Annotated in this window: 8 protein-coding genes and 1 pseudogene; 7 read left to right on the forward strand and 2 right to left on the reverse strand. The window is 75.0% G+C overall.

The genetic code is table 11. The features are described 5' to 3' along the window. Positions 1 to 29: 29 nt before the first annotated feature. From EAO76_RS47555 to EAO76_RS13060, 4 genes and pseudogenes are all read left to right on the forward strand, one after another. Positions 30 to 2,813 (forward strand): annotated as a pseudogene (locus EAO76_RS47555) (iron chelate uptake ABC transporter family permease subunit); the annotation flags it as partial. 88 nt (positions 2,814 to 2,901) lie between these two features. Beyond that, complete coding sequence (locus EAO76_RS47560) at positions 2,902 to 5,601, forward strand: amino acid adenylation domain-containing protein (protein WP_399462031.1); 2,700 nt, start codon at positions 2,902 to 2,904, stop codon at positions 5,599 to 5,601. Positions 5,602 to 5,609: 8 nt separating this feature from the next. Continuing rightward, positions 5,610 to 5,822: an MbtH family protein gene (locus EAO76_RS13055; RefSeq protein ID WP_148836091.1), complete on the forward strand. Its 213-nt coding sequence runs from the start codon at positions 5,610 to 5,612 to the stop codon at positions 5,820 to 5,822. Further along, positions 5,819 to 7,294, forward strand: a complete 1,476-nt coding sequence (locus tag EAO76_RS13060; protein WP_262375432.1) for a DHA2 family efflux MFS transporter permease subunit — start codon at positions 5,819 to 5,821, stop codon at positions 7,292 to 7,294. The genes EAO76_RS13055 and EAO76_RS13060 overlap by 4 nt, the downstream gene beginning before the upstream one ends. Before the next feature lie 81 nt (positions 7,295 to 7,375). Here EAO76_RS13060 and fes read toward each other — a convergent pair whose 3' ends face one another. Both fes and fhuB read right to left on the reverse strand, forming a co-directional pair. Next, on the reverse strand, positions 7,376 to 8,611 hold the full coding sequence (fes, locus tag EAO76_RS13065) for an enterochelin esterase (protein ID WP_148836092.1): 1,236 nt from the start codon (positions 8,609 to 8,611) through the stop codon (positions 7,376 to 7,378). A gap of 53 nt (positions 8,612 to 8,664) precedes the next feature. Continuing rightward, entirely contained in the window at positions 8,665 to 10,986 is a 2,322-nt protein-coding gene (gene fhuB, locus EAO76_RS13070) for a Fe(3+)-hydroxamate ABC transporter permease FhuB (RefSeq protein WP_148836093.1), read from the reverse strand. 143 nt (positions 10,987 to 11,129) lie between these two features. Between fhuB and EAO76_RS13075 the strand changes: the two genes are divergently transcribed. The 3 genes from EAO76_RS13075 to EAO76_RS13085 all read left to right on the forward strand — a co-directional run bounded on the left by EAO76_RS13075 (position 11,130) and on the right by EAO76_RS13085 (position 14,897). Then, positions 11,130 to 11,966 carry a 2,3-dihydro-2,3-dihydroxybenzoate dehydrogenase gene (locus EAO76_RS13075; protein WP_148836094.1) on the forward strand — a complete coding sequence of 279 codons (837 nt, stop codon included), beginning with the start codon at positions 11,130 to 11,132 and terminating at the stop codon, positions 11,964 to 11,966. Positions 11,967 to 12,066: 100 nt separating this feature from the next. After that, positions 12,067 to 13,272, forward strand: coding sequence for an isochorismate synthase (locus tag EAO76_RS13080; RefSeq protein WP_148836095.1), 1,206 nt, complete (start codon positions 12,067 to 12,069; stop codon positions 13,270 to 13,272). Next, on the forward strand, positions 13,269 to 14,897 hold the full coding sequence (locus EAO76_RS13085) for a (2,3-dihydroxybenzoyl)adenylate synthase (protein ID WP_148836096.1): 1,629 nt from the start codon (positions 13,269 to 13,271) through the stop codon (positions 14,895 to 14,897). The genes EAO76_RS13080 and EAO76_RS13085 overlap by 4 nt, the downstream gene beginning before the upstream one ends. Positions 14,898 to 15,029: the final 132 nt, after the last annotated feature.

Genomic DNA, 15,029 nt, shown 5'->3' on the forward strand with positions numbered 1-15,029 from the left:
GACAGGGCGACCGCTTCGACGTCCTGCTGGTGCAGAAGTTCCGGCTCGGCCGGATCGTCGCCGGGCTGGCCGCCGGCGCGGCCCTGGGGCTCGCCGGCTGTCTGACCCAGACGCTGGCCCGCAACCGGCTCGCCACCCCCGAACTGCTCGGCGTGAACGACGGTGCCACCGCCGCCACCCCCGCGCCCACCGACGCGGCCTACATCATCCACACCTCCGGCTCCACCGGCCGCCCCAAGGGCGTGGTCGTCACCCACGCCTCCCTCGCCAACCTGTACGCCGGACACGGCACCGACCACATCGCCCCCGCCGTCGCCCGCACCGGCCGCACCCGGCTCAAGGTCGCCCACAGCGCCTCCTTCGCCTTCGACGCCTCCTGGGACCCGGTGCTGTGGATGGTCCACGGCCACGAACTGCACCTGCTCGACGACGCCACCTACCGCGACCCGGCCGCCCTCACCGCCCACGTCGACACCCACCTCGTCGACTACCTGGACGTCACCCCCTCGTACGCCGAGGCGCTCCTCGCCGAGGGGCTGCTCGCCGACGGCCACCACCGCCCCGCCGTCCTCGTCGTCGGCGGCGAACCCGTCCCCGCGCCGCTGTGGCACCGCCTCGCCACCACCGACGGCGTCCACCCGCTCAACCTGTACGGCCCCACCGAGACCACCGTCGACGCCTGCCACTGGACCGGCCCCGGATCCGACGGCAGCCCGGTGCGCGCGACCCGCCTCTACGTGCTCGACACCGCCCTGCGCCCCGCCCCCGACAACGTGCCGGGCGAGCTGTACGTCGCCGGCGCCTGCCTGGCCCGCGGCTACCTCGGACGCCCCGACCTGACGGCCGAACGCTTCGTCGCCGACCCCTACGGCGCCCTGCACGGCGACGCCGGCGGCCGGATGTACCGCACCGGGGACCTGGTGCGCCGCCGCCCCGACGGCACCGTCGAATTCCTCGGCCGCACCGACGACCAGGTCAAGATCCGCGGCTTCCGCATCGAACTCGGCGAGATCCAGGCCGTCCTGGCCGCCCACCCGTCCGTCGCCGCGGCCGCCGTCATCGCCCGCGAGGCGGCCGGCGGCAAGCGGCTGCTCGCCTACGCCGTCCCGCGCCCCGACACCGACGCCGACCCGGCCGCCCTGCGCGACCACCTCGCCGCCGAACTGCCCGCGCACATGGTCCCGGCCGCGGTCACCCTGCTCGACGCGCTGCCGCGCACCGCCAACGACAAGCTCGACCACCGCGCGCTGCCCGACCCCGCACCGCTCGCCGCCACCGCCGTCCCGGCCACCGGCACCCACCCCGCCGACCCGCACGCCGACGTCGTCCGAGGACTCTTCGCCGACCTGCTCGACCGGGAGGAACAGGCCGCGCCCGACGCCTCCTTCTTCGACCTGGGCGGCCACTCGCTGCTCGCGGCCCGGCTCGCCGCCCGGCTGCGGGAGACCTTCGACGTGCCCGTCTCCGTCGCCGACGTGTTCCGCGAGCCCACCCCGGCCGCCCTCGCCGCCCTGGTCCGCGCCCGCCACACCGGCGCCCCCGCCGACGACGTACCGCTGACCCCGGTGCCCCGCACCGGTGAACTGCCGCTGTCCCCGGCCCAGCAGCGGCTGTGGTTCCTGCACCGGCTGGAGGGGCCCTCCCCGACGTACAACATCCCGCTCGTCCTCACCGTCGGGGGAACCCTGGACGAGGACGCGCTCACCGCCGCCCTCGCCGACCTGACGGCACGTCATGAAACCCTGCGGACGATCTACCCGGTTGCCGAGGACGGCCCGGACAGCCTGCCCCGGCAGCACATCCTGGCCCCCGACGACCCGGCGGCCCGGCCCCGCCCGCACCGCGCCGCCGACGGCGAGGACCTGACGGCCGCCGCCCGCCACGCCTTCGACCTGGCCCACGAGATCCCGCTGCGCGCCACCCTGTTCACCGAGGCCGACGACCGGCACACCCTGATGCTGGTGCTGCACCACATCGCCGGCGACGGCGCCTCCACCACCCCGCTGGCCGACGACCTCGCCACCGCCTACCGGGCCCGACTCGCCGGACACGCACCGGAGTTCGCCCCCCTGACCGTGCAGTACGCCGACCACGCCGCATGGCAGCGGCGCCGGCTCGGCACCCCCGACCGGCCCACCCCGCTCGCCACCGCCCAGCTCGACCACTGGAAGCGGACCCTGGCCGGCCTGCCCGACCAGCTCGACCTGCCCACCGACCGGCCCCGCCCGCCCGTCTCCTCCACCGACGGCGACACCGTCCCGTTCGCCCTGGACACCGCCGCGCACACGGCCCTCGCCGCCCTCGCCCGCACCACCGGCGCCAGCGTCTTCATGGCCGTCCAGGCGGGGCTGGCCACCCTGCTCACCCGGCACGGCTGCGGCACCGACATCCCGCTCGGCACCCCCGTTGCCGGACGGGACGACGACACCACCGCCGCCCTCGTCGGCTTCTTCACCAACACCGTCGTGCTCCGCACCGACACCTCCGGCGACCCCACCTTCCGGGAACTGCTGGCACGGGTGCGAACCGGCACCCTGGCCGCGTTCGAGCACGACGCGCTGCCCTTCGACCACCTCGTCGAGGCGCTCAACCCGGCCCGCTCCCTCGCCCGCCACCCCCTCTTCCAGACCATGCTGGCCTGGCAGTCGGTGCCGGACGCCGCCTTCCCGCTGGGCCCCGGCGCCACCGCCCGGCTGTCCACCATGACCTCCGGCACCGCCAAGTTCGACCTCACCCTCAACGCCGGCGAACTGCCCGGCGGCGGCATCGGCGGCTTCCTGGAATTCCGCACCGACCTGTTCGACCGCCCCACCGCCCAGGCCCTCGCCGACCGCCTCGCCCGGCTGCTCACCGCCGCCGCCGGGCAGTTCGCCGGCGTTGAGGGTGAGGTCGAACTTGGCGGTGCCGGAGGTCATGGTGGACAGCCGGGCGGTGGCGCCGGGGCCCAGCTGGAAGGCGGCGTCCGGCGCCGCCCCGGCCACCCTCGCCGACCGCTACGAGGAGGCCGCCCGCCGGTACCCCGACCGGATCGCCGTCAGCCACGAGGACACCACCCTCACCTACGCCGAACTCTCCGCCCGCGCCCACCGCCTGGCCCGGCTGCTCGCCGCCCGCTCCATCGGCCCCGGCTCCGTCGTCGCCCTCGCCCTGCCGCGCTCCGCCGAACTGGTCACCGGCCTGCTCGCGGTCTCCCTCGCCGGCGCCGCCTACCTGCCGCTGGACCCCGACTACCCGGCCGACCGGCTGGCGTACATGCTGGCCGACGCCCGCCCCGCGGCCGTCGTCACCGACACCGCCACCGCGCCCCGGCTGCCCGAGCACGACCTGCCGGTCGTCACCGTCGACGGCGACACCACCGCCCATGCCACCGGCCCGCTCGCCCGGGCCGAACGGGTCCGTCCGCTGACCCCCCACGACCCGGCGTACATCATCTACACCTCCGGGTCCACCGGCCGCCCCAAGGGCGTCGTGGTCACCCACCACAACGTCACCCGGCTGTTCACCGCCACCGACCACTGGTTCGGCTTCGGCCCGGACGACGCGTGGACGCTGTTCCACTCCTACGCCTTCGACTTCTCCGTCTGGGAGCTGTGGGGCGCACTGCTGTACGGCGGCAAGGTCGTCGTCGTACCGCACCTGACCAGCCGCGACCCGCACGCCTTCCTGCGGCTGCTCGCCGCGCAGCGGGTGACCGTCCTCAACCAGACGCCCTCCGCCTTCTACCAGCTCGCCGCCGCCGACCGGGAACACCCCGGACACGAACTCGCCCTGCGCTACGTGGTGTTCGGCGGGGAGGCGCTGGAACTGGGCCGCCTCGACGACTGGTACGCCCGGCACGCCGACGACGCGCCGGTCCTGGTGAACATGTACGGCATCACCGAGACCACCGTGCACGTCACCCACTTCCCCCTCGACCGGACCACCGCTGCCGGTGCCACCTCGTCCACCATCGGCGTCAACATCCCCGACCTGCGCGTCTACGTCCTCGACGAACGGCTCCGGCCGGTACCGCCCGGCGTCACGGGGGAGATGTACGTCGCCGGACAGGGCGTGGCGGCCGGCTACCTCGGCCGGCCCGACCTCACCGCGACCCGCTTCGTCGCCGACCCGCACGCCCACCTGTTCGGCGAGAGCGGCACCCGCATGTACCGCTCCGGCGACCTGGCCCGCCGACGCGCCGACGGCACCCTGGAGTACTTCGGCCGCGCCGACCACCAGGTCAAGATCCGCGGTTTCCGCATCGAACTCGGCGAGATCGAGGCCGTCCTGGCCGCCCGCCCGGAGGTCGCCGACGTGGCCGTGGTCGTCCGTGAGGACGTCCCCGGCGACAAGCGGCTCGTCGCCTACGCCGTACCCGCCGCCGGCACCGGGGCCGATCCGGACCTGACGGCGCGGCTGCGCGAGCACGCGGCCCGCGAACTGCCCGTGCACATGGTGCCGTCCGCCGTGATCGAGCTGGAGCGGCTGCCGCTGACCAGCAACGGCAAGCTGGACCGCAAGGCGCTGCCCGCGCCCGGCCGCCCCGCGGGCGACGCCCGCGGCCGCGCCCCGCGCGGTCCGCGCGAGGAGCAGCTGTGCGCGCTGTTCGCCGAGGTGCTCGGCGCGGACCGGGTCGGCGTCGACGACAACTTCTTCGACCTGGGCGGCCATTCGCTGCTCGCCGTCCGGCTCGCCGCCCGCGTCACGGCGGCCCTGGGCACCGAGGTCTCCATCGGCACCGTCTTCCGGTCTCCCACGGTCGCCGCCCTGGGCGCCGCCCTGGACACGGCCCCGGACGGCGCGGGCCAGGACGACCCGCTGGACGTCCTGCTGCCGCTCAGGCCCGCCCGCGCCGGCGACCGCGCCCCCCTGTACTGCGTCCACCCGGCGGGCGGACTGAGCTGGTGCTACGCCGGACTCATCCGTCACCTGCCCGCCGACGTGCCGATCTACGGCCTCCAGGCGCAGGGCGTCGGCCCCGCCACCGCCGACGAGCCGCTGCCCGCCTCCCTGGAGGAACTGGCCGCGCACTACGTGACCCGGATGCGGGAGGTGCAGCCCGCGGGGCCGTACCGCCTGCTCGGCTGGTCCACCGGCGGCATCATCGCGCACGCCATGGCCACCCGGCTCCAGGACCTGGGCGAGGAGGTCGAACTCCTCGCGATCCTCGACGCCTACCCGGCCGAGGGCTTCCGCGACCTGCCCGTGCCCGACCACGCCGAGGCCATGGAGTCCCTGCTGGCGATGGGCGGTCACGGCCCCGACGCGATGGAGGGCAAGCCGCTCACCACCGACCAGGTGATCGAGGTGCTCCAGCGCGAGGGCAGCCCGCTGGCCGCGCTGACCACCGGCACGCTGGAGTCGCTGGCCGGGATCTACCTCAACACCAACCACCTCGTCCGGGGCTTCGACCACCGGCGCCTCGACGCCGACGTGCTGTTCTTCCGCGCGACCGTCGACACCATCGACGACACCCTCACCCCGGACACCTGGACGCCGTACGTGAGCGGGCGCATCGACAACACGGACGTCGCCTGCTCGCACAAGGACATGACCCTGCCCGAACCGATCGCGCACATCGCCCGCGTGGTCGCCGACCGCCTGACCGACCTGGAGAAGTGACACCCCCGATGGCCGTGAACAGCGCCGCACCCGTCAACCCCTTCGACGCCGACGGCGGGGCCGAAGCCTTCCTCGTCCTCGTCAACGAACAGCGCCAGTACTCGCTGTGGCCCGAGTTCGCCGACGTGCCGACCGGCTGGACGGCGGTCCACGGGCCGTGCCCGCGCCAGGAGGCGCTGGACCGGATCACCGCGCACGACACCGGGCTGCTGTCCCGGTGACCGCACCCGAATTCCGTAGCGGGCGGGGTGGATGGCTGCCGACGCCGCGCATCCGCCCCCGGCTCGCCGTGGTCCTGGTCTACGTGGCCGCGATGTGCATGAACGGCCTGGACTCGACCATCGTCAACCCGGCCCTCTACACCATCGCCGAGGACTTCGACCGGCCCGTCTCGGCGGCCAACACCGTCGAGACGGCGTTCCTGGTCGCCCTGGCGCTCGCCCTGCCGGTGGCCGGCTGGCTCGGCGACCGGTACGGCACCAAACGGGTCTTCCTCGGCTCGCTGGCCGTGTTCACCGCGGCCTCCGCGCTGTGCGGACTGGCCTGGAACCTGCCGGTACTGGTCGTGGCGCGCGCGCTCCAGGGCCTGGCGGGCGGACTGCTGACCCCGGTGGGCATGACGCTGCTGTTCCGGGCGTTCGCCCCGCCGGAGCGGGTCAAACTGTCGAAGGTGCTGATCGTGCCGACGGCCCTGATGCCCGCCCTCGGTCCGCCGCTCGGTGGCCTGCTCACCGAACACCTCTCCTGGCACTGGCTGTTCTTCGTCAACGTGCCGGTCGGCGTGGCCGCCGTACTGCTCGGCGCGATCGGGCTGCGCGAGCACGTCGAGGGCACCCCGGGCCCGTTCGACCGGGCGGGCTTCTGGCTCGCCACGCCCGCCCTCGGCCTGCTCACCTACGCGCTCGGATTCGGCCCGGCGCACGGCTGGTCCGACCCGCCGGTCGTGCTGGGCGCGGTGCTGGGCACGGCGCTGCTCGTGGCGACCGTCGTCCAGCAACGCCGTGCCCCGGCCCCCCTGCTGGGGCTGCGGCTGTTCGGCGACCGGTACTACGGGACGGCCGCCGCGCTGGCCGCCCTGACCGCGGCCGGGCTGATGGGCGTGCTGTTCGTCGTCCCGCTGCTGTTCCAGGCCGCCCTGGGCGGCTCCGCGCTGGACGCCGGGCTGAGCGTCTTCCCCGAGGCGATCGGCCTGATGCTGGCCTCGCAGACGGTGGACCGGCTGCTGCCCCGGCTCGGCCCCCGCCGTCTGGTGGTGGCCGCGCTGCTGCTGGCCGCCGCGGTGTTCGGCGCGCTCGCGATGCCGGGCACGGCGGAGAACAGCTGGGCCGTGCGGGCGTTGATGTTCCTGATCGGGCTGGTGCTCGGAACGGCCGTCCTCACCGTGCAGATCGCCGGGTTCGAGACCATCGCCCCGCCCGACATGGGCCAGGCCATGGGCCTCTTCCAGATCGTCCGCACCCTGGGCGGCGCCCTCGGCATCGCGCTGTGCGCGGCCCTGGTCGGCGGCGGCGCGCACGGTGCGGGGACCACGATGGACGCCGGTCCGTTCCGTACGGCGGTGTGGGCCACGGCCGCCCTGGTGGCCCTGGCGGCCCTGTTCGCCCTGCGGCTGCCGCGCACGGCACCGCAGCCCCCGCCGCCGGACGAGGACCTGCCGGGCGAGGACGCGCCGGAGGGGCTCCGGGCGGCCTGAACGGCCCGTACGCGCGGAAGGTGCCCCGCGGGACTCCCGCGGGGCACCTTCCGCATGTCCGTCCGGCGGACGCGGCACGGCTCACCGTCCGGCGGGCACCCCCGCGTCGTCCTCCAGCAGGTCCACCAGCGCGTCGGCCAGGCCGCCGCGCCAACAGGCGTAGTCGTGGCCGCCGTTGAACTCCCGGTAGGTCACGTCGTAGCCGCGGGCGCGCAGGACGTTGCGCAGCCGGCGGTTCTCCGCGAGGAGCATCCACTCCTGGACGCCCACCTCCAGCCACAGCCGGACCGGACGCCGGTGGCCGGAGGCGTACTGCCGGGTGAGCCACTCCGCGCCCCTGTCGGGGTCGTCGTCCGGCCACCAGAAGGACCCCGACTGCGACACCGCGAGGCCGAACCGGTCGGGGCGCCGGAACGCGGCGAACGCGGCGGTCAGCCCGCCCGCGCTCTGCCCGGCCACCACGGTCCGCCCCGGTCGCACCGGCGCGCCGAACTCCGCCTCCGCCCACGGCAGCAGGGTGTCCGCCAGCCAGTCCACGAACGCCCCGTTGCAGCTCAGGTCGTCCATCCGGGCGCTCATCGTGTCCACCATCAGCGCCGCGGTCGGCGGCAGCGATCCGGCGGCGTGCATCCGGTCCAGCATGCCGCCGGCGTCCAGCACCGGCCCCCACATCTCGCCGTCGAGCAGCACGACGACCGCCCGCGGGGCCCCGTGCCCCGGCGGAAGCCGGACGGTCACCCGGCGGCCGTCGACCTCGTGCTCCGCCGACGTCCCGCGCGGCACGGGGCCGTGGTCGGCGACGTACGGCTGCGGCGGGGCGTCGGGCAGCGACAGCACCGAGGCCGGCCGGCGCCCGCCGTGGGACGGCAGGAGCGGCGCCGGGCCGAGCGGGTCGGGCAGGGCCCGGTCCAGCGCGGCCCGCCAGGACGCCCGGTCGGTGCGCAGGAGTTCCTCGCGGGTGCCGTGGCCGGGCAGGAACTGGTAGGAGGCGCGGTGGTCGGCGCGCAGCCGGTGGGAGAGCGCCCACGCGGAGGTGCCCTCGACGCGCCGCATCAGGTGCCGGGTCAGGTCACCGGCGTGCCGGTCCCGGTCGGTGACGGTGTGCACCAGGAGCAGGACGTCCGTGGCGGGCCGGTCCGGGTCGTCCCGCCAGACGAAGGTGACCAGGCGGTGGGCCGGGTCGCCCTCGGGGTCGGGCTCGACCAGCGGGGTGCCCGTCCGTCCGGCGCGGAGCCAGAACTCCGCCTCGGCGCCCGGCACCCCGGCCCGGACCCCGTCGCGCAGGGTCCGCAGGGCGGGGCTGGGGAGAGCGGTCACGTTCGTCTGCCTTTCGTGCGAGTCGTGCGGAGGTCGTGGACGGGCGCGGCGGTTCACACCCGGGTGGCGGTGGACCGGCCCAGCAGCACCCACAGCAGGAAGGGCCCGCCGAGCACCGTGGTCACCACGCCCACCGGCAGTTCGGAGCCGGAGAAGACGATCCGCCCCACGGTGTCGGCGGCCACCGTCAGCACCGCCCCGGTCAGCATCGAGGCGACCAGCGGCACCCGGAGCGGACCGGCGAGCCGGGTGGCGATGACGGGGGAGGCCAGCGCGACGAACGCCACCGGGCCGCACACCCCGACCGCGAGCCCGGCGAGGGCCACGGCCAGCAGCATGCACACCAGCCGCACCCGGTTCGGGTGGACACCCACCGAGGTCGCGGTCACGTCGTCGAAGCGCAGCACGGCCAGGTGCCGCGCCACCGCGAGGGCCGCCGGGACGAGGACGACGAGCCCGATCAGTACGGGCACCGCCACCGAGTAGCCGCGCCCGTTGAGGCTGCCGGAGGTCCAGACGTACAGCGAACCGGCCGAGTTGAGGGAGCGGCGGGACAGCACCACCTGGGTGACGGCGGAGGCCAGGGCCGACATCGCGAGGCCGACGACGAGCACCCGGTAGCCGCGGGTTCCGAGGCCGCCGGAGACGGCGGTGACGACGAGCACGGCGGCCAGCGCCCCGAGCGGCCCGGCCCACCAGTCGCCGAAGGTGCCGGTGGCGCTGAGCGTCACGGACAGCAGCACGGCGGCGGTGGCACCGTCGTTCACGCCGAGCAGTTCGGGGGTGGCGAGCCGGTTGCGGGCCAGCGTCTGGGTCAGACAGCCGGCGAGCCCCAGGGCCGCGCCGGCGGCCAGCCCGGCGACGATCCGGCCGAGCCGGAACTTCTGCACCAGCAGGACGTCGAAGCGGTCGCCCTGTCCGAACACCGCGCGGAAGGTGCGGACCACGCCCATGTCGCTCTGGCCCGCGTACGCGGACAGCACGACGGCCACCACCGCCAGCGCGGCGAGGGCGAGCACGGCGAGCGCGGGCCGCCGGTGCACCAGCAGCGAGAGCGGGCCGCGGCGCAGGACCGCCGTGCCCGACGTGAGCGCCCCGGCCTTCCCGGCCGCCCCGGTTTTCCCGGCGGTCCGGGCGGGCCGCAGCTTCCGCAGGGCGCCGGTGAGTCCGGCCGGCACCAGGGTCCGGCCCGGCTTCGAGGGGGCGCCGTCGGCGGCCGGTTCGGTCATGCCCATCGCGGTCAACTGCCGCGAGCGCACGATGCCGATGAGGACCGGAGCACCGATCAGCGCCACGATCACCGACACCGGCGCCTCGAACGGCCGGGACACCACCCGGGCCGCCACGTCCGCCACCGTCAGCACCCCGGCGCCGATCAGCCCGGCCAGCACGACCCGGGCCGCGGGCCGGGTGGCGGCCAGTGCCCGGGCCAGGAACCCGGCGAGGAGGCCGAGGAAGGAGATGGGCCCGGCCAGCGCGACCGCGCCCGCGGTGAGCAGGGTCACGGCCACCGCGACCGTCGTACGGATCACCGAGGGGCGGTGGCCGAGGCCGCGGGCGAGGTCGTCGCCGAGGGCGAGGGCCGACAGCGGCCGGGTCACCAGCAGCGCCACCACGAAACCGACGACGAGGACGGGCAGCAGTCGGCCGAGTTCCCCGTATCCGTCCACCCCGGCCAGGGAGCCCAGCACCCAGAACCGGAACCGGTCGTAGGTCTCGGCGGAGTTGACCAGGATCACACTGGTCAGCCCGCCGAAGGTGGCGCCCAGCGCGGAACCGGCGAGCACCAGCCGCATGGGGGAGCTGCCGTTGCCCCGGCCCGCGATCAGCAGCACCAGACCGCTGGCGACCACCGCGCCGACGAAGGCGCACACCAGGTAGGCGTAACCGGAGTTCAGCCCCAGCAGGGCGATACCGGCCACGACACCGAGCGAGGCGCCCGCGTTGACGCCCAGCAGACCGGTCTCGGCGAGCGGGTTGCGGGTCACGGCCTGGAGCAGGCAGCCCGCCACGCCCAGGGCCGCCCCGACCAGGACGGCGGTGAGCGTGCGGGGCAGCCGCAGATCGCCGATGACCAGGGCCAGACGGCTGTCCGAGCGGGCACCGTGACGATTCAGCAGATAGTCCAGCGCCCCACCGGGACCGACCTCGCCCGCGCCGACGCACAGCGAGACGCCGCACAGCAGGACGAGGGCGGCCGCGAAACCGGCGATCACCAGTCCGGTGCGGCGCCGGGAGGGCTCGGCTGCGGGACGGCGCTCCGTTCCGGTCACGGGGGCGGTGGGGGAGGGCCGCTCGGCCCCCACCGTCAACGTCCCTGTGTTTCCGCCCTCTTGTCCGTCGGAGCGGGGGACCTCGGAATGCCGTATGTGCATGAAGTGAGGTTAGCCTAACCATAGAAAGCCGAGGTCGTCGGTCGAATGACGGGCGGCTGTCAACTTTGCTCGAATAAGGTTAGGCTTGCCTTACGAAGTGGGGGTCAGTCGTGTCCGAAGTCATATCCGACGCTTCCGTGCCCATGGCGGAACGAAACACCGGGAGCCGCAACGGCGTCCCGGGCGGGAGCGGAATTCTCGCCGACCGCCGTGCCCTGGTCACCGGAGCGGGCCAGGGCATCGGCGCGGCCGTCGCCCGTGCGCTCGCCGCGCAGGGCGCCCACGTGGCGGCGACCGACCGCCGCGCCGAGGGCGTCGAGGCGCTCGCGGCCGAACACGCCGCGGCCGGCGGCGCGTCGAAACCCGGCGGCATCACCCCGTACGCCATGGACGTCACCGACGCCGCGGCCGTGCGCTCCGTGGTCGACACGGTCACCACCCGGCACGGCCCGCTGGACATCCTGGTCAACGTGGCGGGCATCCTGCGCCCCGGCCCGGCGGCCGAACTGTCCGACGAGGACTGGGCGGCCACCTTCGCCGTGAACACCACCGGGGTCTTCCACACCGCGCGGGCCGTCGCCCCGGGCATGGCCGCCCGCGGCCGCGGCAGCGTCGTCACCGTCGGCTCCAACGCCGCCGGCGTGCCCCGGGTGCACATGGGCGCCTACGCCGCGTCCAAGGCCGCCGCGGCGATGTACACCAAATGCCTCGGCCTGGAACTCGCCCGCACCGGCGTCCGCTGCAACGTGGTCGCCCCCGGGTCCACCGACACCGCCATGCAGCGCGCGCTGTGGCAGGACCCCGAGGCGCCCCGCCGGGTCATCGACGGCGACCCGGCCGCGTACCGCACGGGCATCCCGCTCGGCCGCATCGCCGATCCGGCCGACATCGCCGGGGCGGTCCTGTTCCTGGTGTCGGACGCGGCCCGGCACGTCACCATGCAGGAGCTCTACGTCGACGGTGGCGCGACCCTTCGCTGACCGTCCTCCCCGCGCACATCCCGCGCACCGAAACACATCCCCGAACCCCCCGCACCGCGCGCCCGCGCCCGCAGCCGGACGTGCGAGAAACGGAGCCATCGTGTCGACGGCACCACAAGTCGCCGCGTCCCACACCCTCGCCGAGCCGGACCACCCCGCCGTGGGCGTGGCCACCGGTCTGCTCAACTCCTATGTCCCGGGCGCCCGTTTCCTCGGCACCCCGACACGCACCCTGCTCGGCGAAGGAGTGCACAGCGAGGTGCCGCACGACGAGCGCCCGCCGGCCCTGCGGGTGGCCGCCACCCTCGCCGCGGCCCGCGCCGCCGGGCACACCGCCCCCCTCGTCATGGGCGCCATACCCTTCGACCAGGACGCCCCCGCCGCGCTCGCCGTGCCGGCCGTCCTGCACACCGCGCCGCCGCTGACCGCCGACCCGCTGGTCGCGCTGCCTGCGGACCCGCCCTCCCGGACCGACCTGACGGTCCACCAGGAACCGGCGCCCGAGCAGTACGCGGCATCCGTCGCCGCCGCCGTCGAACGCATGTGGAAGGGCGAGTTCAGCAAGGTCGTGCTCGCCCGCACCCTGCGGATCGACGCCACCGACCCGTTCGACGTCGCCGCCATGCTCCAGCGCCTGGCCCGCCGCGACCCCTCCGGCTACACCTTCGCCCTGCCCACCGGACCCGACCGCACCCTGCTCGGCGCCAGCCCCGAACTGCTGGTGTCCCGGCAGGGCTCCCGCGTGGTCGCCAACCCGCTGGCCGGCTCCGTACCGCGCAGCGACGACCTCGCCGAGGACGTACGACGCGCCGCCGCCCTCCTGGAATCCGCCAAGGACCTGCACGAACACGCCGTCGTGGTCAACGCGGTGGAGGAGAGCCTCGCCCGGTACTGCACCGACCTGACGGTTCCCGTCCGGCCCACCCTGGTGCGCACCGCCACCATGTGGCACCTGTCCACCACCGTCACGGGCCGGCTCCGCTCCCTGGACACCGCCGCCCTCGAACTGGCCTGCGCGCTGCACCCGACCCCCGCCGTCTGCGGCACCCCCACCGACACCGCCCGCCGGGTGATCCGGGAGAGCGAGGGCTTCGACCGGGGCTTTTTCACCGGCATGGTCGGCTGGGGGGACGCCGACGGCGACGGCGAATGGGTCGTCACCATCCGCTGCGCCGAGGCGGAACCCACCTCGCTGCGCCTGTACGCCGGCGCCGGTGTGGTGGCCGCCTCCGAGCCCGAGGCCGAGACCGCCGAGACCGCCGCGAAGTTCCGCACCTTCCTCGGCGCCGTGGGGGCCCGGCTGTGACCGTCCACCCCACCCCGACCTGGCCCGCCGAGTACGCCGAGCGCTACCGCGCCGCGGGCCACTGGCGCGGCGAGACCTTCGGCGCCATGCTGCGCGGGCGCGCCGCCGCCCACCCCGACCGCGTCGCGATCGTCGACCCGGCCGCCGACACCCGCTGGACCTACGGCGAACTCGACGTCCGGGCCGACCGGCTCGCCGCCGGGCTGCTCGCCCGGGGCATCGGCAGGGGCGACCGGGTGGTCGTGCAACTCCCCAACACCGCCGAGTTCTTCGAGGTGATCTTCGCCCTCTTCCGGATCGGCGCACTGCCGGTCTTCGCGCTGCCCGCGCACCGCGAGTCGGAGATCGGCTACTTCTGCGAGTTCACCGGGGCCGCCGCCTACGTGATCGCCGGGGAGCACGACGGCTACGACTACCGGGAGCTGGCGGCGAAGGTCCGGGCCGAAGTCCCCACCCTGCGCCACGTGTTCGTCGCCGGGCCGGACGCGGGCCCCTTCGAGCCGCTGGACGCGGTGCCCGCCGAACCCGTGCCGCTCGACGGGCCCGAACCCGGGGACCTGGCCTTCCTCCAGCTCTCCGGCGGCAGCACCGGCATCCCCAAGCTGATCCCGCGCACCCACGACGACTACATCTACTCGCTGCGCGGCTCCAACGAGATCTGCGCGGTGGACGAGCACAGCGTCTACCTGTGCGCCCTGCCCGCCGCCCACAACTTCCCGCTGTCCTCGCCCGGCACGCTCGGCGCGCTGTACGCGGGAGCCCGGGTGGTGCTCTGCCCGCGGCCCAGCCCCGAGACGGCCTTCCCGCTGATCGAACGGGAACGCGTCACCATCACCGGCCTCGTCCCGCCGCTCGCCCTGATCTGGACCGAGGCCGCGCCCACCACCCCGTACGACCTGAGCAGTCTGGACGTCCTGCTGGTCGGCGGCGCCAAGTTCAGCGAGCAGGCCGCACGGCGGGTCCGACCGGCCCTCGGCTGCACGCTCCAGCAGGTGTTCGGCATGGCGGAGGGGCTGGTCAACTACACCCGCCTCGACGACCCCGAGGAGACCGTCGTCACCACCCAGGGACGCCCCATCTCCCCGGACGACGAGATCCGCATCGTCGACGACGCGGACGAGGACCTGCCCCCGGGCAGCTCCGGCCACCTGCTGACCCGCGGGCCCTACACCATCCGCGGTTACTGGAACGCGCCCCAGCACAACGCCCGCGCCTTCACCCCGGACGGCTTCTACCGCACCGGCGACATCGTCCGCCGCACCGAAACCGGCCACCTGGTCGTGGAGGGCCGGGCCAAGGACCAGATCAACCGGGGCGGCGAGAAGATCGCCGCGGAGGAGGTCGAGAACCACATCCTCGCCCACCCCGCCGTCCACGACGCCAACGTGGTCGGGGAGCCGGACCCCTACCTCGGCGAACGCACCTGCGCCTACGTCATCCTGCGCGCCGGCGCCGAGCCGCTGAAGCCGGTGGCCGTCAAACGCTTCGTCCGCGAACGGGGCCTGGCCGCCTACAAGGTGCCCGACCGCGTCGAGTTCGTGACCGCGTTCCCGCAGACCGGGGTCGGCAAGATCTCCAAGAAGGACCTCCGGGCCGCCGCCCACGCGGACACGGGCACCTTGTAGGCGGCCAGGCCCCGTTCGCGGACGAAGCGTTTGACGGCCACCGGCTTCAGCGGCTCGGCGCCGGCGCGCAGGATGACGTAGGCGCAGGTGCGTTCGCCGAGGTAGGGGTCCGGCTCCCCGACCACGTTGGCG

The organism is Streptomyces sp. sk2.1 (genome assembly GCF_008120935.1).
Classification (GTDB): Bacteria; Actinomycetota; Actinomycetes; order Streptomycetales; family Streptomycetaceae; genus Streptomyces.